Genomic DNA, 21,434 nt, shown 5'->3' on the forward strand with positions numbered 1-21,434 from the left:
GCGTTCGGCCAGCGTGGTTAACGGGGCGACTGAGATCAAAAGCCAGATCAAAATCAAAAGCAGGCCACGGTTAATCTGAAAAATGGAGATCAAATGTGGGAGGGGGCTTGCCCCCGATAGCGGTGGGTCAGCTGCATGTGTGTTAACTGACACACCGCTATCGGGGGCAAGCCCCCTCCCACATTTCGATCTGTTTCGGCTTGAGAGCGGGTTTGGCTGGGCTATTGTCTGCTCAATTCCCCTCAAACCGCGGCGGCCGTACAACCGACGGGTATGCATGTGTCGTACTCGGTCAAACTGTGGGAGGGGGCAAGCCCCCTCCCACATTTCGACCGGTTTCGGCTTGAGAGCGGGTTTGGCTGGGCTCTCTCCGGCTCAATTTCCCTCAAACCGCGCCGGGCGTTTTTCGATGAAGGCCTGCATCCCTTCCTTCTGGTCCCGCGAGGCAAACAGCAGGGCATTGGCTTTGCGCTCCAGGGCCAGGCCGGCCTCCAGGGGGGCGTCCATGCCGGCGAGGATCACTTCCTTGATCTGCTCGGCAGCCAACGAGGGCATGGCGGCGATGGTGCGGGCCAGGTCCAGGGCGGTGGACTGCACGTGCTCGTCGTCCACCAGGTCGCTGACCAGCCCGGCTACCCACGCTTCTTCGGCGCTGATCGGTTGGCCGGTCAAGGCCATGCGCATCGCCTTGACCTTGCCCACCGCCCGCACCAGGCGTTGAGTGCCGCCAATACCGGGCATGATGCCGATGCGGATTTCCGGTTGGCAGAAGCGCGCACTGCGCCCGGCGACGATCAGGTCGGCGTGCATCGCCAGCTCGCAACCGCCGCCATAGGCATAGCCGCACACCGCTGCAATCACCGGTTTGGGACAGTGCTGGATCGGGCCCCACACACGCTCGGTGTGGCGCTTGTAGATATCAATCGCACCCACCCCGGCCATGCTGTTGATGTCGCCCCCGGCGGCGAATACCTGCTCGCCGCCGGTCAACACAATGCAGCGCACCTCGGGGTCCAGCGACAGTTCGCTGAAATGCCGCGACAACAGCGCCTGCAACTCAAGGCTCAACGCATTGCTCGCCTGTGGCCGGTTCAGGCGCAGCAGCGCCACGCCCGGCAACGGGTGTTCGAGTAAAACCGGCGCAGCGTCTGGAGCGGACATGGGCAACCTCAAGGATCAGTCATCGAATGGCCGCCAGTGTCCTGTTCGGCCAGCTGAATTTTCATCGTCCGTTCAGACGTAGTTCGGTGCCCGGATCGTCCCTAGAGTGGCTCTTGTCCGTAAAGAAAGGAGCCCATCATGGAGCTGCAGGCAGGTCTTGATTACAGCGGTAAGGTGGTGTTGGTCACCGGGGGCACCCAAGGCATCGGCGCCGGGATTGCCGCGGGGTTCCTGGCGGCGAATGCGCAGGTGATCGTGTGTGCCCGTCGCGAGCCGGAACGTTTGCCCAGCGTGGCGGGCAACAGCGCCAGCTTTATCAGTGCCGACGTACGCGACCAGGATTCCCTGCAACACCTCTTCAGCACCATAGAACGTGACTTTGGCCGCCTCGACGTGTTGGTCAACAACGCCGGTGGCAGCCCGTCCGCCGAGGCAGCCACGGCGTCGCCGAGGTTTCACGAAAGCATCATCGCGCTGAACCTGATCGCGCCCCTCAACGTGGCACAGCGCGCCAACCGGCTGATGCAGGCGCAAGCGCAAGGCGGTTGCATCGTGTTTATCGGCAGCATCAGTGCGCTGCGCTCGTCACCGGGCACGGCGGCCTATGGCGCGGCCAAGGCCGGTGTGTTGGCGCTGGTGCAGTCGCTGGCAGTGGAGTGGGGGCCGAAGGTGCGCGTGGTCACGGTCAGCCCCGGCCTGGTGCTGACCGAGAAGGCGCATATGCACTACGTCTCCGACGCGGGTATTGCCGCGGCGGCTGCGGGGATTCCGGCCGAGCGCCTGGCGGTGGCCGAAGACATTGCCAATGCCTGCCTGTATATCGCTTCGCCGCTGGCCAGCTACGCCAGCGGCTGCAACCTGTTGCTGCATGGCGGCGGCGAACGCCCGGCGTTCCTCGGCGCTGTGCAGGTGCTACCGACCTGATCGACCTATTGCGGCGACCGGGTTCGGTGGCCGCCTTCACTGTGAAGGAGACGACTTTGGCTGATCCACAATTGCTATCTACCGTGCGTGACCTGGTGGGGCGTCAATACGGCCGGGTGTATGCCTGGGATGAAGTCAACGCGCCGATGATCCGCCAATGGTGCGAGATCATGGGCGTGGACAACCCGCTGTACACCGACGCGGACTTCGCCCTCGGCACCGCCCATGAAGGGCTGATTGCCCCGCCGGCCATGTTGCAGGTGTGGACCATGGAAGGCCTGCACACCAACAACTACCCGCCAGGCTCCACCGACGAGAACCCGTACGAGGTACTCACGGCCATGGAAGCCTACGGCTACGCCTCCACCGTGGCGGTCAACTCCGAGCTGAGCTTCACTCGCCCGCTGCGCCTGGGGGAAAAGCTCTACTACACCACGCGCCTGGAGTCGGTGGGCGATGAGAAAACCACCGCCCTGGGCACCGGGTTTTTCGTCACGCTGATCATGAGCCATTTCGTCGAAAAGGCCGGTGGCGATGAACCGGTGGGCCAGTTGCTGTTTCGCGTGTTCAAGTTCCGCCCGGCGAATGCCCAGGCAGCGGCTCCGGTGGAAGTGGCCCAGGCCAAGCCCAAGCGCCCACTGCCCGGTGTCAGCGACGACACGCGGTTCTTCTGGGATGGCTGCGCGCAGCGGCAGTTGCTGATCCAGCGCTGCACCGCCTGCCAGACCTTGCGCCACCCACCGGCGCCGGTGTGCATCGAGTGCCACAGTTTCGAGTGGGACACGCTGCAGGCCAGCGGTCGCGCCACATTGTATTCGTACGTGGTGATGCATTACCCCGAAGTGCCGCCGTTCGACTACCCCAACCCCATCGGCTTGATCGAGCTGGAGGAGGGCGTGCGCCTCATCGCCGGGCTGGTGGGCGTCAAGGGTGACGCGTTGCGCATCGGCCAGCGCCTGCAGGTGAAATTCCAGACCTTCGACGACCAACAGACGCTGCCCATGTTTCGCCCGGAACAGGCGTAGGAGCCCCCCATGGATTTCGAATTGAGCGAAGACCAGCGCGCCATCGCGCAAATGGCCGACAGCCTGTTTGTCGACCATTGCCATGACGACTACATGCGCCAGTGGGACGTCAGCGGCGAACCGATGATGGCGCCGCTGTGGGCGCTGTGCATCGAGACCGGCTTGCATGCCCTGGCGATTCCCGAAGAACACGGCGGCAGTGGCTTGGGCATGACCGAGCTGATGCTGGTATTGCAGGCCCAAGGCAAGGCATTGGCCCAGGTGCCGTTGTGGCGCCATCAATTGGCGGCCGCGACGCTGGCGCAGTTTGATGCTGGCGATACCTCGGGCTGGATCGGCCGCGCGGCGTCGGGTGCTGCACTGTTGAGTGTGTCCCTGGACGGCTTGAACAGCGCGTTGGGCATCGAGTTGCAGGCGCAACCCAGCGGTGACGGTTGGTTGATCAGCGGCCGGGTTGCGGCCCTGGCCTTGGGGGATCAAGCCCAGGCCGCGTTGGTGGTGGTGCAAGCCGAAGGGCAGCCACGGCTGTTGCTGCTCGACCTGTCGCTGCCCCAGGTGCAGCGCGTGTCGGCGGTGTTGACCCACGGCGAAGCGGTGGCCGACCTGCATATCCAGGGCCTTGCAGTGAACGCCGAGGCCTTGTTGCCGACGGCGGCGGTGGCCTGGCTGGAAGTGCGCAGCGTGGCGGCGCTGGCCGCGTTGCAGCTGGGGGTCAGCGAAGAGCAGGTCCGCCGCACCGTGGCCTACGTCAGCGAGCGCCAGCAGTTCGAGCGCGCCATCGGCAGCTTCCAGGCGGTGCAGATGAGCATGGCCGACACCCATATCGCCGTCGAAGCCTTGCGCACCACCTTGTGGCAACTGGTCTATCGCGTCGACGCGGGGCTCGCGGCGCCGTGCGAAGCCCTGGCCACGGCCTGGCTGACCTGTGAAGCCGGGCACCGCATCGGGCATGTCGCCCAGCATGTGCATGGTGGCATCGGCGTCGACCTGACCTACCCGATTCACCGTTTTCTCTACTGGAGCCGTGGCCTCACCGTGGCCCTCGGCGGCTCGGCGGCCAACCTGGAACGCCTGGGCGACTGGCTCAACGATAACGACAAGCTGGGATGGAAATATGACCTCGAAGAACACCAAGCGCTTTGACGACGTGCGCCCCGGCGAAGTCCTGCCGCAGCTGGCGGTGCCGATCACGGTGACCCTGATCAATGGCGGCGCGATTGCCACCCGCGACTACTTCCCCGGCCATCACGACGTCGACGCGGCGCGTGCCCTCGGATCGCCCCATGTGTTCATGAACATCCTCACCACCAACGGGTTGGTGCAGCGTTTCATCGAGCAATGGGCCGGGCCGTTGGCGACATTTACCGCGCTGAAAATCAAGCTCGGCGCGCCGAACTATCCCGGTGACTGCATGACCTTCAGCGCCAGCGTCACCGGCCTCGACGCCGACACCCGCACGGTGGAAATCACCCTCAGCGGCAAAAATTCCATGGGCAACCACGTGACCGGCACGGTCGCGCTGGTCTTGCCCTGACAGCCGGAGACACACAGATGAGTGATGCATCGATTGGCGGACGCGCCGCGATTGTCGGCCTGGGCGCGACCGAATTTTCCAAGAACTCCGGTCGCACCGAATTGCGCCTGGCCATGGAGGCCACCCTCAGCGCGTTGAAAGACGCAGGCATTGATCCCAGCGAGGTCGACGGTTTCAGCTCGTACTCGGTGGACAAGGTGCCGGAGTACGAAATCGCCCGCCTGCTGGGCTGCAAGGACGTCAAATTCTTCTCCCAGGTGCCCCACGGCGGCGGCGCGGCCTGTGCACCGGTGATGCATGCCGCGATGGCGGTGGCCACCGGCGTGGCCAAAGTGGTGGTGGTGTACCGGGCGATGAACGAGCGTTCATGGTATCGCTTCGGCACCGGCGCCTACGGTTTTGCCTCGACGCCGACGTTCGACAACGTCAACTACGGCTGGTACATGCCCCACGGCTTCCATACGCCAGCAGCCTGGGTCGGCATGTTTGCCCAGCGCTATATGCACACCTACGGCGCCACCTCCGAGGACTTCGGGCGGATCGCCGTGGCGGCGCGGGACTTTGCCGCCACCAACCCCCAGGCGTTTTTCCATGGCAAGCCGATCACCCTGGAAGAACACCAGGCGTCGCGCTGGATCTGTGAACCGTTGCACTTGCTGGACTGCTGCCAGGAGTCCGATGGCGCGGTGGCCATGGTCATCACCTCGGCCGAACGCGCCCGCGACCTGCGCCAGAAACCGGTGAGCATCAAGGCCGGTTCCCAAGGCATCAGCCACGGCCAGCAGAGCATGACCTCGTTCTACCGTGACGACATCACCGGCCTGCCCGAAATGGGCGTGGTGGCCCGCGAGCTGTACCGCCAGTCCGGCCTTGGCCCGGAGGCGTTCCAGACCGCGGTGATCTACGACCACTTCACCCCGTTTGTGCTGCCGCAGCTGGAAGAGTTCGGCTTTGCCGAGCGCGGCGCGGCCAAGGATTTCATTCGCGCCGGGCATCACGCCCGTGGCGGCAAGCTGCCGATCAACACCCATGGCGGGCAACTCGGCGAGGCCTATATCCACGGCATGAACGGCATCGCCGAAGCGGTGCGCCAGGTGCGCGGCACGGCGGTCAACCAGGTGGCCGATGTGCACAACGTGCTGGTCACGGCGGGCACCGGCGTTCCCACCAGCGGCCTGATTCTCGGAACAGCCTAAGGAGCAGCCCATGTTCGTCGACCTTACTCCCGAACAACATGCCCTGCGCCACAAGGTGCGGGACTATTTCCAGGCCCTGATGACCCCGGCCATGCGCGATCAGTTGCGCGGCAAGGAAGGCGGCGAGCTGTATCGCCAGACCATCCGCCAGATGGGGCGCGACGGCTGGCTCGCGGTCGGCTGGCCCAAGGCCCATGGCGGCCAGGGCTATGCCGCCACCGAACAGTTGATCTTCTTTGAAGAAGCCAACATCGCCGGGGCGCCGCTGCCGTTCGTGACCATCAGCACCGTCGGCCCGGCGTTGATGGCCCATGGCAGCGAGTTGCAGAAAGAGCGCTTTCTGCCGGGCATCGCCGCCGGCGAAATCATGTTCGCCATCGGCTATTCCGAGCCCGGCGCCGGCAGCGACCTGGCGGTACTCAAAACCAGCGCCCGCCAGGACGACCAGGGCTTTGTGGTCAATGGCAACAAGCTGTGGACCTCGGGCGCGGAGTCGGCCGATTTCATCTGGCTGGCGGCCCGCACCGACCCGGCCCAGGCGCGACACAAAGGCATCTCGCTGCTGATTGTCGACACCCAATCGCCGGGCTTCTCCCACACACTGATTCCCACCACCAGCATCCCGACCACGGCCACCTACTACGACAACGTGCGGGTGCCCAACGAGATGCTGGTGGGCGAATTGAACGGTGGCTGGAAGCTGATCACCTCGCAACTCAACCACGAACGCCTCGGCCTCGGCACCTGGTCGGACAAGGTAGTGGCGCTGTTTCGCCGGGTGTACCTGTGGGCGCGAGCGCGTGACGAGCAGGGCCGCCGGGCGATGGACAAAGCCTGGGTGCGCAGCTCGCTGGCGGAGTGTTATGCGCGCCTTGAGGCGATGCGCCTGATCAATATGCGCATCGCCGCCGACCTGGAACACGACCGCCTGGGCGTGGCGCTGAGTTCGACCACCAAGGTGTTTGGCTCGGAGTCGGCCATCGAGATCCTGCGCAAGCTGGCGGCGGTGGTCGGGGCCAACGGCTCGATGCGCAGCGGTTCGGCCGCGACCTTGCTGCACGGCGAACTGGAATACGAATTGCGCTGTTCGGTGACCCTGACCTTTGGCGGCGGCACCAATGAAATCCAGCGCGAGCTGATCGCCCAATTTGGCCTGGGCATGCCGCGCACCCAACGCTGACACGGGTCCATCCATAACAAAAAACCGTAAGGGTCAAAGGGGACTTTCATGAGCACTATCGAGCAATTCCGGCACGACACCCGTGCCTGGCTGGAGGCGAACTGCCCGGTGTCGATGCGCACCGGCATGGCCGAAGGCGATGTGGTGTGGGGCAGCCAGAACCCGCAGTTTCCCTGCGAAGATGCGCGCCTGTGGTTTGAGCGCATGCGCGACAAGCACTGGTTCTGCCCGGAGTGGCCGGTGGAATACGGCGGCGCGGGGCTGAGTGACGCCGAGTTGGCGGTGCTGGAAAGCGAGATGCGTCGGATCAAATGCCGACCGCCGCAAATCAACCTGGGCATCTGGATGCTCGGGCCGGTGCTGCTGGCGTTTGGCAGCGATGAACAGAAGCGCGATTTGCTGCCGCCGATCGCCCGGGGCGAAGTGCGCTGGTGCCAGGGCTTCTCCGAGCCGAATGCCGGCTCCGACCTGGCCAGCCTGAAAATGGCCGCCCGCGATGCCGGTGATCATTTTGTAGTGGATGGCAGCAAGATCTGGACCTCCTACGGCGACAAATCCGACTGGATGTATGCGCTGGTGCGCACCGATTTCAGCGCGCCCAAACATGAGGGCATCAGCCTGATCGTGCTGGATATGCGCAGCCCCGGCGTGACCCCCAAGCCCATCGACCTGATCAGCGGCAAATCGGCGTTCTGCCAGGTGTTCTTCGACGCCGTGAAAGTGCCCAAGAGCCAGTTGATCGGCCCGCTCAACGGTGGCTGGAACCTGGCCAAGTACCTGTTGCAGCACGAGCGCAAGGCCATGTCGAAGTTTGGCGAGTTCAGCCTGCCTTCGCACTTTGACCTGCTGGCGCTGATGCGCGAATACGTCCCGGCGCCCACCAGCCAAAGCGAGCACGCCCTGCAAGCCCGCGCCACCACCTGCGCGATGAACGAGCACGCCTACAACCTCACCGTGCAACGCATGGGCGAAGAGGCGCGGGCCGGCGATGACATTGGCGGGCTGATGTCGATCATGAAGCTGGTGCACACCGAGCAGGAACGCGACAAGTTCGAAGTGTTGCTCGACGCCATGGCCGGGCATGCCTTCGGCTGGGGCAGCGCGGCGTTCAGCGAGCAGCAATTGGCGATCACCCGCGCGTGGCTCAACAGCTACGCGCTGACTATCTCCGGCGGCGCGTCGGAGATCCAACTCAATGTCATCGCCAAGCGCGTACTGGGGTTGCCCGACGCGAAGAAACCCGCCGTGAAAACAGGAGAACAGCCATGAGCCTGCGCTACAGCGATGAACAGCGGTTGCTGGCGGACAGTGCCCGCGACTTTCTGGCCGCCCGCAGCCCGGTCAGTGCCCAGCGCGCCTTGCGTGATCAAGCCTCGGCGTTGGGGTTTGAAGCGCAGCTGTGGCAAGACGCCGTGGCCTTGGGCTGGAGCGCGATTCCGTTTCCGGAAGCCCTCGGCGGCCTGGATTTTGGCTGCAAGGGCCTGGGACCGATCTTCGAATCCATGGGGCGCAACCTGGCGGCTACGCCGCTGTTGTCCAGCGTGGTGCTGGCCGGTTCGTTGCTGCATCTGGCGGGCAATGCAGCGCAGCAAGAGACGTGGCTGCAAGGCGTGATCAGCGGCGATAAACGCGTCGCCCTGGCGCTGGAGGAACAGTCGCGCCACGACCCGTCGCGCATCGCGTTGGCGGCGACGGCCGAAGGGCAGGGTTACCGCCTGCACGGCGATAAGTTCTGGGTGGTCGATGGCCTTGGCGCAGACGCCTACGTGGTGGCCGCGCGCACCCAAGGGCAAGCGGGGCAGACCGAGGGTATCAGCCTGTTCCTGCTGCCGGCGACCACACCGGGCCTGACCGTCAGTGCCTTGCCGTTGATCGACTCACGCAACAGCGCGCGCCTGCAACTGGACCAGGTGCTGCTTGTCAACGACGCGCTGATGGGCGCGCCCGGACAAGCCTGGGACGTGCTGGAAACCGCGCTGGACCGTGGCCGCACCTGCCTGGCGGCCGAGCTGTTGGGCATGGCCGAGCAGTTGTTCGAAACCACGTTGGACTACCTCAAGACCCGCGTGCAGTTCGATACGCCGATTGGCACGTTCCAGGTGCTGCAACACCGCGCCGCGCAGATGTACATCGACCTGGCGCTGAGCCGCAGTGCGTTGATGGCGGCGCTGGCCGCACTGGATGACGCCAGCCTGGATGCCGCTGCGCGTGCGCGCCTGGTCAGCCTGGCCAAGGGCAAGGCCGGTGACACGGCCATCAAGGTGGCCAACGAAGCGGTGCAGATGCACGGCGGCATTGGTGTGACCGACGAACTGGACGTGGGCCTGTACCTCAAGCGCACCCGCGTGGCGCAAAGTTGCCTGGGCGACCGCGACTTCCATTGCGAACGTTACGGGAGCACACACCGATGAGCCTTGAACGCTGGCAAGCGGCGTGGCACCAACTGATCGCCGCCGGTTCGCCGTTTGAAGTGGTCACGCCGGAGGACGGCGCACCGCGTTACTTTCGCCATGCTGCCCACGATCTATTGCAGGTACTCGACGCCGGGCGTGTGCATGGTGAGCGTGAGTTTCTGGTCTGGCAGGCGCAGCGCCTGACCTTCAACCAGTTCTACGACCAGGTGGACCGCCTCGCCGGGCAGATGCTTGCGCGATTTGGTTTGCAGCCGGGCGAACGGGTGGCGATTGCCATGCGCAACCAACCGGCGTGGCTGGTGGCATTTGCCGCCGTGCTGCGTTGCGGGGCGGTGTGTGTGCCGCTCAACAGTTGGGGCCTGCGCGATGAATTGCTGCACGCGTTGCAGGACAGCGGTTCGCGGCTGCTGGTGTGCGATGAGTCGCGCTTCGACACGCTGGGCGATGATCTGGCCCGTGGGCAGCACGCCACGGTTGTGGTCGGCGCCCAACGTGCCTTGCCTGAATACGCGCTGCATTACGAAGACTTGATCAGCGCACCAGCGATACCCTTGCCGGTGCTGAACCTGGAGCCGGATGCCCCGGCCCTGATCCTCTACACCTCCGGCACCACCAGCCGCGCCAAGGGGGCGGTGTCCAGCCACCGGGCGATCTGCCAGGCGCTGACGGCGTTGGAGTTCCAGGGGGCGTTCTGCGCCATGAGTTCGCCGGAGCGTATCGGCGTGGTGATCAACAGCGGCTTTGCGCCGACCACGCTGGCGGCGGTGCCGTTGTTTCATGTCAGCGGGTTGCATGCACAGTTCCTCTCGGCACTGCGTATCGGTCGGCGCTTGATGTTGATGTACAAGTGGGACGCCGAGCAGGCCATCGACCTGATTCGTGACGAGCGCTGCACCCAGTTCAACGGTGCGCCGGTGATGATGCAGCAGTTGCTCGCCTCCAAGCGTTTCGGCAGCGAACAGACAGCCAGCCTGTTCGGCCTGGGGCTGGGCGGCGGGGCGTCGTCGGCCAACGTGCTCGACGCCATGCTCAAGCTCAAGCCCGATGTGATCGGTGGCGCCGGTTATGGGCTGACCGAAAGCAATGGCATCGGTGCGGCGATTGGCGGCGACCCGTTCGTGTACAAACCGGCGGCGGCGGGGTGGGCGTTGCCCATCGTGGATATCCATATCGGCGACAGCCCCCGGCAACCGCAGGTGGCGGGCACGCCTGGGCTGATCTGGCTGCGCTCGCCCACCTTGATGAGTGCCTACTGGAACCTGCCCGACGCCACTGCCCAGAGCCTGCGCGACGGCTGGCTCGACACCGGGGACATCGGCTACCTGGACGAGGAGGGCTTCCTGCACATCACCGGCCGGGTCAAGGAACTGATCAACCGTGGCGGCGAGAAGATTGCCGCCGCAGAACTGGAGACCTGCATCCTCGACATGCCCGGCGTGCTTGAAGCCGCGGCGTTTGCCGTGCCCGATCCACTGCTGGGGGAAACCGTCGGTTTGGCGGTACACGGCCAGGCCTCGACACTGCCCGGCGCGGCACAGATCTGCGCCTTTATCGCCGCACGCCTGGCGGCCTACAAGGTGCCGACCCAGGTCTTTCGCGTACTGGAACCGTTGCCGCGTAACGCCACCGGCAAGGTGCTCAAGGCGCAGCTCCAGGAAAAATTGGGGGTATGAGCGCTCGCTAGTCTTTCCGGACGATGTGGCGCACCCCAGAACACCAACAATGATGCTCTACCACACAGCTTTATCAGCGATGGAGGCAATACATGAAAATAACAAGAACAGGTCTCATGCTCGCGCTCGCAGTCTCTGCCAACAGCGGTTGGATTGGCCTTGCGCATGCCGAAGTGTCACCCCAGGAAGCGGCCAGGCTGGGCAAGGAACTGACCTGCGTCGGCGCCGAGCAGGCAGGCAATGCCGAGGGCACCATCCCGCCGTACACCGGCAAGTACCTGGGCGAAGTTCCAGGCTGGAACCATGTGAAATATTCCGGTGATCAACCGGTGGATCCGTATGCGGCGGAAAAACCAATCCTGGTGATCACCGCGCAGAACATGAGCCAGTACGAAGCCCACCTGACCGAGGGGCAGAAAGCACTGCTGAAGAAGTACCCGACTACCTACAAGATGAACATCTACACAGGCCACCGCGACTTCCGCTACCCCGACTACGTGTGCCGCCGGGTGATGGACAACGCACTGCACGCCAAGCTGGTCAACGACGGCGCCGGGTTCACCGGGCTGGGCCAGGTGCCGTTTCCGATTCCGAAAAACGGCATGGAGCTGCTGTGGAATCACCAGTTGCCGGCACGCGCCTACACCGAAGAAAAAACCACCGACCTGGCCTCGGTGTTGCCCAACGGCAGCATCGGCTGGGGACGTGCCTATGCACGCAACCTGGCACCGGCCAACTCGCCGACGGTCGAGCCTTCGACCGATGGCAAGATCCAGTCGATGACCAACAACATGACCCTCAAGCCGGCACGGGACAACGGCACCCTGAGCATTGCCCATGAGCCCTACAACTTCGCCACCGACGCGCGCCAGGCCTGGTCCTACAGCCCGTCGACCCGTCGCGTGCGGCAACTGCCGGGTTATGGCTACGACCAGCCGATGATCGGCACCAACGGCACCATGACGGTTGACGAAGACCGCTTGTACAACGGCTCGCCGGAGCGTTTCACCTGGAAGCTGATCGGCAAGCGCGAAATCTACAGCCCGGCCAACGCCTTCAAGGCCAACGCCGGCACTGTCAAATACGCTGACCTACTCACACCCAACCACCCCAACCCCGAGTACATGCGCTACGAACTGCGCCGCGTGTGGGTGTTGGAAGCGGACTTGAAGGAAGGTTTTCGCCACGTCTACGGCAAGCGTGTGCTGTTCATCGACGAAGACACCTGGAATGCGGTCATGGCCGACAACTACGATGCCCGTGGGCAATTGTGGAAACACGCGATGGTCAACTACTACTACCACCCCGACATGAGCGCCTGGCAGGCCGGGTCGCAATTCTTCATGGACCTGAACTCGGGCCAGTACACCGGCTACGGCATGTCCAATGAAGTGAAAAAGGGACCGATCCTCAACGAAGGCAAATTCACCCCGGACCAATACACCGCCGACGCGGCCCGGGCGATTGGTCGCTAACCCAAAAGCTCGATGCATTCAAATGTGGGAGGGGGCAAGTCGAATCGTCGCACCGCCCCTCCCACCTTTGATTGGTGTTGGTTTTAACGTTGTGTCAGCTCAGCAAACCCGTACTCACCGCCACAATCAGAAACACCCCCAACACCGCCCGATAAATCACAAACGGCCAGGTCGAAAAGCGCTCCAGAAACTTCATCAACCCCCAAATCGCAAAAAACGCCGAGACACTCGCCACCACCAGCCCAAACAGCAAATGCGGCCACGCATGGGCCGGCATGTCCGCATGCAGCAGCACCCATAGCTCTTTCAACCCCGCGAGGGCAATCGCCGGCAAGCCCAGCAGAAAGGAAAAGCGCGCCGCTTCCTCACGCTTGAAATTAAGAAACAGCGCAGCGGTCAAGGTCGAGCCAGAACGTGACACGCCGGGAATCAACGCGCCAATCTGCGCCACACCCACGATCAACGCATCCCGCAGGCGCATCTCGCTCACCTCCCGCGTGTGGCGTGCGCGCACTTCCGCCACGGCCAACAACACCGCCATGACCACGCAGGAAATACCGATCACCATCAACCCGCGCAACGGCGAGTTGCACGCGTTCAAGGTCGAGGACAGCGCCAGGCCGGCAATGCCAATGGGAATGGTCGCCAGCACAATCGCCACCGCCAGCTTGAACCAGCGGTCGTTGTAGTCACCCCGGCGCACCGCGCCGATGCTGCCGGTGGTCACCTGGCGCACATCGCGCCAGAAGTAACTGACCACCGCCGCCAGCGCCGCCAATTGCATCGCCGCCGAAAACGCCGAGCCGGGGTCTTGCCAGCCGAGCAGGGCGGGCACCACGCGCATATGGGCGGTGGACGACACCGGCAGCAGTTCGGTGATGCCCTGGATCACGCCCAGGATGAAGATCTGCAGGTAGTCCAGGGAGGCAAAACCCACATCCAGGCCGGCGGAACAGACGTTGGTCAAAATACGTGTCCTCAAGAGAAAAAAACCGGTTTGTAGTGAGCGGGCTTGCCCCGCGCTGGGTGGCGAAGCCGCCCCAAAACCAGCCACTGCGGCGTTACTGATACACCGCGTCACCTGGGTTTAGGGCGGCTTCGCCCCCCAGCGCGGGGCAAGCCCGCTCACTACAATTCTGGCGAAGTTTATTCTAAATGTTTCAGGATTTTGGACAGGCCAACACAAATCCGCAATCGGTTCAGCAAACAGAAAGGTTATGCAATGTATTGGCCTGCACACGGCTTTTGTGAACAATGGCGCCCTGCGTTTTTTCACCGAGAGCCCCATGCCTGAAACCACCGTCGAATTGATCCAGACCGGCCCCGAAGACGCCGAGCTGATCCGTAATCTCTACCAGTACTACGCCTACGAGTCGTCGGACTGGGAACAGGAAGATGTCGAGGCCGATGGCCGTTTCTACATCCATGACGAACACCTGGCCCGCTACTGGCAAGACCCGCAGTGGAGCGCCAACCTGCTGCTGATTGATGGCTACATAGCCGGTTTCCTGCTGATCGAAGGCAGCGAACTGCCAGGCCTCGACGCCCTGGAGCTGGCCGACCTGTTCATCCTCAAGCGCTACCGCCGCAAAGGCATCGGCCGCGCCATCGCCAGCCAGGTGCTGTGCAGCGGCACCGCCAACTGGCTGGTGCGGTTCTACGACCAGGATGAAGTGGCCCAGGCGTTCTGGCGCACGGTGCTGGATAACCTGCCGCGCCCGGTGCACACCCTGGAGTTGGACGATGACCCGCAGTTGATGAATTACCTGATCACCCACGCCGCGCTGCATTGAGCGCGGATGGATCAGAAGAGGCTTCGGCCTCTTTTTTTTGCCTGTGTTTTAGCTATCAATGTTTTTATGTGCTTAAAAAAACATTTACAAGGATGTTGGTTGCTGTGAATATGTCCCGGCGAATTTAAAAAAACAAAAAATCCGCGGTGCTGATTTCGGTCAGGCCACAACAACAACGACCTAATACAGGCTTGAAGCCGGCTCCTGCCCCAGGCCGGTCTTTGCAGCGAAGGAGAACGTCTCCCGTGAATCGCTTACTCAATGGAACGCTGTGCGCCACCCTCGCACTCGGCGCCGGCCTTGCGCAGGCCCAGACCACCTTGCGTGTCGGCCTGAACGCCGATATCCGCAGCACCGAACCTGGCGTCAACCGTGACGAAAACACCGACACGGTGATGCTGCACGTCGTCGAGGGCCTGGTGGCCCACCGTGAGGACGCTTCCGTGGGCCCGTTGCTGGCCCGCGAGGTGCAACATTCCGACGACGGCATGACCTACACCTTCAAGCTGCGTGAAGGCGTGCACTTTCAAAATGGCGCAACCCTGACCGCCCAGGATGTGAAATGGACCTGGGAGCGTTACCTCAATCCCAAGACCCAATGGCGCTGCCTGGCCGAATTCGATGGGCGTGGCGGGGCAAAGATCACCGGCATCGACACCCCGGACCCGCTTACCGTGGTGTTCCACCTCGACCAGCCCAGCGGCCTGTTTCTGGCCTCGATGGCGCGCCCCGATTGCGGCGGCAGCGGCATCCTGCACCCCGATTCGCTGGCGGCGGATGGTAGCTGGAAAGCACCGATTGGCACCGGTCCGTTCAGCCTCAGCGAATGGAAGCCCGGCCAATACGTGATGCTCTCGCGCTTCAACGACTACAGCCTGCGTGACGACGCCGGGCCGGACGGTTTCACCGGCAAGAAACAAGCGCTGGTGGACGCCGTGCGTTTTATGGTGATCCCCGACCCGTCGTCGGCGAAGGCTGCGTTGATGTCCAATAACGTCGACCTGCTGCCCAACGTCAGCGCCACCGAGGCCCAAGAACTCAAGGCCACGCCGGGTGTGCTGATTTCTTCCAGCCCGATCATGGCCATCTGCGGCTTGCTGTTCCAGACCAACGACCCGTTGCTCAAGGACGTGCGCATCCGCCAAGCCATCGCCGCGTCCCTCGACTACGGGCAAATGGTCAACGCGCTGTCCAATGGCGAGACCCAGCCGAACAACTCGGCCATCCCGCAAACCAGCTCGTTCTACAGCGCCACTGCCAAGCAGGGTTATCACTATGACCCGCAGGCGGCCCAGCGCCTGTTGAAAGAGGCCGGTTACCACGGCCAGCCGATCAAGATGATCGTCAACAAACGCTATACGCAGATGTTCGACATGGGCCTGCTCAGCCAGGCGATGTCGGTGGCCAGTGGCTTGAATATCCAGATGGAAACCCTGGAGTGGGGCACGCAACTGGAGCGCTACCAGAGTGGCAACTACCAGATGATGGCGTTCTCTTACTCCTCGCGCCTGGACCCGGCCACCAGCTTCGATTCGCTGATGGGTGACAAGACCAAGGAACCGCGCAAAGTCTGGGACAACCCCCAGGCCCAGGCGGTGCTGCGCGAAGCCGTGCGTGAGAGCGACACGGCCAAGCGCCAGGCGCTGTTCGACCAACTGCACACGATGATGATCCACGACACGCCGATGGTGATCATCTACAACGGCACGGTTGCCGCAGCGCTGCGCAACAGTGTCCAGGGCTTCCATTCGTGGCCGGTGTCGTCGCCACGCTTGTGGGGCGTCAGCCTCGCGGCACAGTAACGGGGCCTGAACCATGTTGCGTTTTATCCTGCAAAAACTCGGGATGGCGGTGCCGACACTGTTGCTGATTTCGGTGATGGTGTTTGCGCTGATCCGCCTGATCCCAGGCGACCCGGCACTGTTGATGCTCGGCGATATGGCCGACCCGCAAAGCCTGGCCGATATGCGTCACACCCTGGGCCTGGATCACTCGTTGGTGACCCAGTTCCTGATCTGGTTCAAGGCCGTATTGAGCTTTGACCTGGGGTTTTCCATCAGCACCAAACAGGCGGTGCTGCCGCTGATCCTCGACCGCTTTGGCGTGAGTGCAACCATCGTGTTGGTGGCGGTGTTGCTGGCGACGTTGATCGCGGTGCCCATCGGCCTGATCGCCGCGTGGAAACAGAACAGTGCACTCGACCTGGGATTGGTGTCCGTGGCGACCCTGTTGCTGTCGATCCCCAGCTTCTGGCTCGGCTTGTTGTTGCTGCACGCATTCGGCATCCAGCTGGGCTGGTTGCCGGTGGTGGGCTACGTCAGTTTCGCCGAGGCGCCGTGGCAAGCCATGAGCTACATGGTGCTGCCGGTGGTCACCCTGACCTTGGTGGAAGTCGGCGCAATCACCCGCATGGCGCGGGCCAGCACCATCGAAGTGCTGCGCCTGGAATACATCGCCCATGCCCGCGCCAAGGGGTTGTCGGAGCGTGCGGTGCTGTGGAAGCATGCCTTGCCCAACGCCTTCGCACCCACCTGGACCCTGGTGGGGCTGATCCTCGGCAACCTGCTGGGTGGCATCGCCGTGCTGGAAACCGTGTTCACCTTGCCCGGCATCGGCCGGCTGATGGTGGATGCGATTTTCGCCCGCGACTACCCGGTGCTGCAGGGCTGCCTGTTGCTGATCACCTTTATCTACGTGCTGGTCAACCTGTGTGTGGATCTGCTCTATCCGTTGTTCGATCCAAGGGTGAAGTTATGAGTTCGACGATTGCCCTGCCGGCGCCCGCCAAGCGCCGTCGCGTGTGGGCTCCGGCCAATGCCTTGATCGGCGGCGGGTTGCTGGTGGCATTGGTGGCGTTGGCGTTGATGGGCTTGGTGTGGTCGCCGTTCGACCCGCTGAAAATCGACTTGATGTCGCGCTTCCAGGCGCCATCCGCCACCCACTGGCTGGGCACCGATGAGTTTGGCCGCGATGTGTTCAGCCGTTTGCTCATCGGTGCGCGCACCAGCTTGTGGGTCAGCCTGCTCACGGTGAGCGTGGCGGTGCTGGCCGGTACGTTGATCGGCATGCTCGCCGGTTACCTGCGTGGCTGGACCGACCGCGTGCTGATGATGTTCAACGATGCGCTGCTGGCATTCCCCGGCATCCTCATGGCCCTGGGCATCATGGCGATTATTGGCGCGAGCAAGTACGGCATCGTCCTCGCCTTGGGCATCGCCTATACGCCGTCGGTGGTGCGCGTAGTGCGTGGCACGGTGCTGTCCCTGCGTGAGCTGGAGTACATCGAGGCCTCGCGGGTGATCGGCAATTCCGAGCTGTACACCATGCTGCGGCATATCGCACCCAACTGCCTGGCGCCGTTGTGCGTGTTGGCCACCAGCATGTTTGGCTGGGCGCTGCTGTCGGAAAGCTCCCTGAGCTTCCTCGGCCTGGGCGTACCGCCACCGGCGGCGACCTGGGGCAACATGCTTGCCAGCAGCCGCCCGTACATCGCTTCGGCACCGTGGCTGGGGGTGTTCCCAGGGCTGTTTATCTGCCTGACGTTGCTGGCGATCAACCTGTTTGGCGACGCCTTGCGTGATCGTCTCGACCCGCGGATGAGGAAATGACCATGTCGGCCAATCCTGTTTTGTTGAACGTGGAACAGCTGAAAATCCGCGTGGGTGACCACGGCCCATTGGCGGTGGATGACCTGAGTTTCAGCATCGCGCCGGGTGAGATCGTGGCGCTGGTGGGCGAGTCCGGCAGCGGCAAGACCATGGCCGCCCGCGCCGCCATCGGCTTGCTGCCATTGCCCATGCAAGTGTGCGGCGGGCGCCTGGATTTCCAGGGGCGCGACCTGGCCAATGTGAGCACCGAAGAACTGCGCGGCATCCGTGGCGCGAGCATCGGCATGGTGTTCCAGGAGCCCATGGTGTCGCTCAACCCGGCGTTGAAGATCGGCCAGCAGATGAGCGAAGCCCTCAGGCTGCACACCGATCTCGACCCGCCGCAGATCCGCGAGCGCTGCCTGACCATGCTGCGGCGCATCGGCATCAAGGCGGCCGAGCGTTGCCTGGAGTCCTACCCGCACCAGTTTTCCGGCGGCATGCGCCAACGCATCATGCTGGCCTCGGTGATGCTGCTGCGCCCGGCGCTGTTGATCGCCGACGAACCCACCACGGCGCTGGACTGCCTGGCGCAGCTGGACGTGATCGAGTTAATGCTCGAACTGACCCGTGAGCAGGGCACCGCGATCCTGTTTATCAGCCACGACCTCTCGCTGGTCGCCCGCTATGCCCACAAGGTGGTGGTGATGCGCCACGGCAAGGCGGTGGAGCAGGGCACGATTGAAGAGATCCTGCTGGCGCCCAAGGCCGAGTACACCCGCCAATTGCTGGAAGCCTTGCCGCGCCGTGGTGTGCTGGCGCCGCTGCCGGCCAGCAACGCGCCGCTGGTGGAGGTGGACCAGGTGTGCATCGAGCATCCTGGGCCGACTTCGTTCTGGGGCAAACGCCAGTTCAACCGCGTGGTGCATTCGGCCAGCCTGGTGATCGCGCCCGGCGAAACCCTGGCGCTGGTGGGCGGCAGCGGTTCGGGCAAGACCACCCTCGGGCGCTCGCTGGTGGGACTGATCAAACCCTGCGCCGGGTCGATCCGCTTCAAGGGCGTGGACATCCTCAAGGCCGCCAACCGCACCCATCGCCTGCAATGCCAAATGATTTTCCAGGACCCGTATTCGTCCCTGAACCCTCGGATGAAAATCGGCGAAATCCTTGCCGAGCCGCTGCGTCACGAGCCGGGCCTCAACGCCGCCGAGCGCCGCGAACGGGTGGCGCAAACCCTCAAGGACATTGGCCTGGGTGAGCAGTTTGTCGAGCGCTTCCCCCATCAGCTATCCGGTGGTCAACGCCAGCGCGTGGCGATTGGGCGGGCCCTGGTGCGCCACCCGCAACTGGTGATCGCCGACGAGCCGATCTCGGCCCTGGACATGACCATCCAGAAACAGATCCTCGAACTGTTCGAGCGCTTGCAGATGCAATACGGCTTTGCCTGCCTGTTCATTTCCCATGACCTGGCGGCGGTGGAACGCATTGCCCACCGCGTGGCGGTGATGCATCAGGGCAATGTGGTGGAAGTGGGGACGCGCGAGCAGATCTTCGATCACCCGCAGCACCCGTACACCCGGCAACTGCTGGCCGCCGCCAGCCCACTGGAGAAACTGCCGGACGGCGGCTACCGAATACGCCCGGCTATTTAAACCGCTGATTTCACCCGGCGTGCAGGCCTCAAAAACCTGCGCGAAGGGGAATGTCGTGCCCAGAAAAACAATAAGACCTACTCACTCCAACGACTGCCAGGAGCCAAGAACATGCAAAACAACAACCTCAACCTGATCTTGAAAGGTGTCGGCCTTATGAGCGGGGGACTGCTATGCGTCCCGGCCCAGGCGGATTTCATCAAGGACAGCAAGGCCGATCTGGACCTCAAGAACTACTACTTCAACCGTGATTACCGCGAAGACGCCGGGCAATCCAAGCGCGAGGAATGGGCCCAGGGTTTTATCCTCAACCTCAAGTCGGGGTTTACCGAGGGCACCGTGGGTTTTGGTGTGGACGTGGTCGGCATGCTCGGCCTGAAACTCGACTCCAGCCCCGACCGTTCCGGCTCCGGCCTGTTGTCGCGGGACAACGACGCCACGCCGGGCAAGCCGAGCTATGCCAAGCGCGCCCATGACGAGTATTCCAAGTACGGCGTGACCGGTAAGGTGCGTTTCGCCAAGAGCGAACTGCGCAGCGGCTACCTACTGCCGGATTTGCCCACCTTGCAACCCAACACCAGCCGCCTGTTTCCGCAGACCTTTCGCGGTACGCAGGTGACGTCCACGGACATCGCAGGGCTGGCCTTGATTGGCGGGCAGATTGACCAGACCAAGCAGCGTGAGTCCACCGACTACGAGGACATGGGCCTGACCAGCCAAAGCGGCGCCTACAAAAGCACCGCCAAGAGTGATCGCTTCCGCTTTGCCGGCGGCGACTACAAGCTGACGCCGGGCATGACGTTGAGCTACCACTTTGCGCAGTTGGAGGACATCTACCAGCAGCACTTCGTGGGGCTGAAAAACACCTTTGCCCTGGGTGGCGGCACGCTCAAGACCGATATTCGTTACTTCGACGCCGACAAGTCCGGCGCGGGCCTGGCGGGCAAGGTGGACAACCGCGCGCTGAGTACGCGGGCGATGTTCAGCTACAAGGGCCACAGTTTTGGCGGGGGTTATCAGGAGCAGTACGGGGCGACGCCGTTTACCTATGTGGACGGGACCAATACCTACCTGTTTTCCGAGTATCAGTTGAGCAATTTCTCGCAGACCAATGAGCGGGTGTGGCATGCGCGTTATGACTTTGACTTTGCCGCGCTGGGTGTGCCGGGGCTGACGTTTTCGACGCGTTGGGCCAAGGGCGACCAGGCTGAGGTGAAGGGGTTTGCGGGGGAGGGGCGTGAGTGGGAGCGGGATATTGACCTGGGCTATGTGTTTCAGTCCGGGGCGCTTAAAGGGGTTTCGTTGCGGTGGCGTAATGGGTTGAGCAAGGCCAACTATTTGCGTGACATGAGCGAGAACCGGGTGATTGTTGGCTACACCGTGGCGCTCTGGTAATGCCTATGAGTGGCATGGGGCAATGTGGGAGGGGGCTTGCCCCCGATGGCGGTATGCCTGTGTACATATCCGTTGATGGGGTAACGGCCACCTATGGTTCCGCTCTTACAGCGGCTCACTTTTGGAAAGGCCCAAAAGTAAGCAAAAGGCCTTCGCCCCACCACTCGGCACCTCGCTTTGGCTCGGTGTGCCCTTACTCCGGCCAGCGTGGTTTGACGGGGCGACTCAGATCAAAAGCAGATCAAAAGCCGTGTGATATTCACCTGATTCACAGAGGTTCAAATGTGGGAGGGGGCTTGCCCCCGATGGCGGTGTGTCAGCCAAAAAATGGTCAGCTGACACTCCCTCATCGGGAGCAAGTCGAATCGTCGCACTGCCCCTGCCACATTTTGATCGAGTACATATCCGTTGCTGCGGTAACGGTC

The 21,434-nt window shown here is 63.2% G+C and carries 18 protein-coding genes; 16 read left to right on the forward strand and 2 right to left on the reverse strand.

All coding sequences use genetic code 11. The features are described 5' to 3' along the window. Window positions 1-375: 375 nt before the first annotated feature. Complete coding sequence (locus DYL61_RS05575) at window positions 376-1,161, reverse strand: enoyl-CoA hydratase (RefSeq protein ID WP_135307533.1); 786 nt, start codon at window positions 1,159-1,161, stop codon at window positions 376-378. 138 nt (window positions 1,162-1,299) lie between these two features. Here DYL61_RS05575 and DYL61_RS05580 point away from each other — a divergent pair, with 138 nt between their 5' ends. The 10 genes from DYL61_RS05580 to DYL61_RS05625 all read left to right on the forward strand — a co-directional run bounded on the left by DYL61_RS05580 (window position 1,300) and on the right by DYL61_RS05625 (window position 12,582). Beyond that, on the forward strand, window positions 1,300-2,085 hold the full coding sequence (locus tag DYL61_RS05580; protein WP_135307534.1) for an SDR family oxidoreductase: 786 nt from the start codon (window positions 1,300-1,302) through the stop codon (window positions 2,083-2,085). A 56-nt stretch (window positions 2,086-2,141) separates the two neighbouring features. After that, on the forward strand, window positions 2,142-3,110 hold the full coding sequence (locus DYL61_RS05585; protein WP_135307535.1) for an OB-fold domain-containing protein: 969 nt from the start codon (window positions 2,142-2,144) through the stop codon (window positions 3,108-3,110). Window positions 3,111-3,119: 9 nt separating this feature from the next. Beyond that, complete coding sequence (locus tag DYL61_RS05590) at window positions 3,120-4,253, forward strand: acyl-CoA dehydrogenase family protein (protein WP_135307536.1); 1,134 nt, start codon at window positions 3,120-3,122, stop codon at window positions 4,251-4,253. Then, entirely contained in the window at window positions 4,225-4,644 is a 420-nt protein-coding gene (locus tag DYL61_RS05595) for a MaoC family dehydratase (protein ID WP_135307537.1), read from the forward strand. The genes DYL61_RS05590 and DYL61_RS05595 overlap by 29 nt, the downstream gene beginning before the upstream one ends. A gap of 17 nt (window positions 4,645-4,661) precedes the next feature. Then, window positions 4,662-5,840 (forward strand): lipid-transfer protein, encoded by a 1,179-nt coding sequence (locus DYL61_RS05600; protein WP_135307538.1) that lies wholly within the window; start codon window positions 4,662-4,664, stop codon window positions 5,838-5,840. Window positions 5,841-5,850: 10 nt separating this feature from the next. Beyond that, the gene (locus tag DYL61_RS05605; RefSeq protein ID WP_135307539.1) at window positions 5,851-7,020 is read left to right on the forward strand and encodes an acyl-CoA dehydrogenase family protein; all 1,170 of its coding nucleotides are present in this window, start codon (window positions 5,851-5,853) and stop codon (window positions 7,018-7,020) included. Between the two features lie 48 nt (window positions 7,021-7,068). Continuing rightward, a complete protein-coding gene (locus DYL61_RS05610; protein ID WP_135307540.1) occupies window positions 7,069-8,289 on the forward strand; it encodes an acyl-CoA dehydrogenase family protein in 1,221 nt (406 codons plus the stop codon). Further along, the gene (locus DYL61_RS05615) at window positions 8,286-9,431 is read left to right on the forward strand and encodes an acyl-CoA dehydrogenase family protein (protein WP_135307541.1); all 1,146 of its coding nucleotides are present in this window, start codon (window positions 8,286-8,288) and stop codon (window positions 9,429-9,431) included. The genes DYL61_RS05610 and DYL61_RS05615 overlap by 4 nt, the downstream gene beginning before the upstream one ends. Then, window positions 9,428-11,107: a class I adenylate-forming enzyme family protein gene (locus DYL61_RS05620; protein ID WP_135307542.1), complete on the forward strand. Its 1,680-nt coding sequence runs from the start codon at window positions 9,428-9,430 to the stop codon at window positions 11,105-11,107. The genes DYL61_RS05615 and DYL61_RS05620 overlap by 4 nt, the downstream gene beginning before the upstream one ends. A 92-nt stretch (window positions 11,108-11,199) precedes the next feature. Continuing rightward, window positions 11,200-12,582: a DUF1329 domain-containing protein gene (locus DYL61_RS05625; RefSeq protein WP_193559427.1), complete on the forward strand. Its 1,383-nt coding sequence runs from the start codon at window positions 11,200-11,202 to the stop codon at window positions 12,580-12,582. A gap of 94 nt (window positions 12,583-12,676) precedes the next feature. Here the strand turns inward: DYL61_RS05625 and DYL61_RS05630 are convergent, their stop codons facing one another. After that, entirely contained in the window at window positions 12,677-13,549 is an 873-nt protein-coding gene (locus DYL61_RS05630) for an undecaprenyl-diphosphate phosphatase (protein ID WP_135307544.1), read from the reverse strand. Between the two features lie 319 nt (window positions 13,550-13,868). On the opposite strand from DYL61_RS05630, the gene DYL61_RS05635 reads away from it, so the two are divergent. From DYL61_RS05635 to DYL61_RS05660, 6 genes are all read left to right on the forward strand, one after another. Beyond that, complete coding sequence (locus DYL61_RS05635) at window positions 13,869-14,375, forward strand: GNAT family N-acetyltransferase (RefSeq protein WP_135307545.1); 507 nt, start codon at window positions 13,869-13,871, stop codon at window positions 14,373-14,375. A gap of 245 nt (window positions 14,376-14,620) precedes the next feature. After that, window positions 14,621-16,177: an ABC transporter substrate-binding protein gene (locus tag DYL61_RS05640; RefSeq protein WP_135307546.1), complete on the forward strand. Its 1,557-nt coding sequence runs from the start codon at window positions 14,621-14,623 to the stop codon at window positions 16,175-16,177. A gap of 13 nt (window positions 16,178-16,190) precedes the next feature. Next, complete coding sequence (locus tag DYL61_RS05645; RefSeq protein ID WP_135307547.1) at window positions 16,191-17,132, forward strand: ABC transporter permease; 942 nt, start codon at window positions 16,191-16,193, stop codon at window positions 17,130-17,132. After that, window positions 17,129-17,983: an ABC transporter permease gene (locus DYL61_RS05650; protein ID WP_135307548.1), complete on the forward strand. Its 855-nt coding sequence runs from the start codon at window positions 17,129-17,131 to the stop codon at window positions 17,981-17,983. The genes DYL61_RS05645 and DYL61_RS05650 overlap by 4 nt, the downstream gene beginning before the upstream one ends. 2 nt (window positions 17,984-17,985) lie before the next feature. Further along, complete coding sequence (locus DYL61_RS05655) at window positions 17,986-19,614, forward strand: ABC transporter ATP-binding protein (RefSeq protein ID WP_135307549.1); 1,629 nt, start codon at window positions 17,986-17,988, stop codon at window positions 19,612-19,614. A 156-nt stretch (window positions 19,615-19,770) separates the two neighbouring features. Beyond that, window positions 19,771-21,009: an OprD family porin gene (locus DYL61_RS05660; RefSeq protein WP_420825065.1), complete on the forward strand. Its 1,239-nt coding sequence runs from the start codon at window positions 19,771-19,773 to the stop codon at window positions 21,007-21,009. Window positions 21,010-21,434: the final 425 nt, after the last annotated feature.

The organism is Pseudomonas nabeulensis (assembly GCF_004682045.1).
GTDB lineage: Bacteria > Pseudomonadota > Gammaproteobacteria > Pseudomonadales > Pseudomonadaceae > Aquipseudomonas > Aquipseudomonas nabeulensis.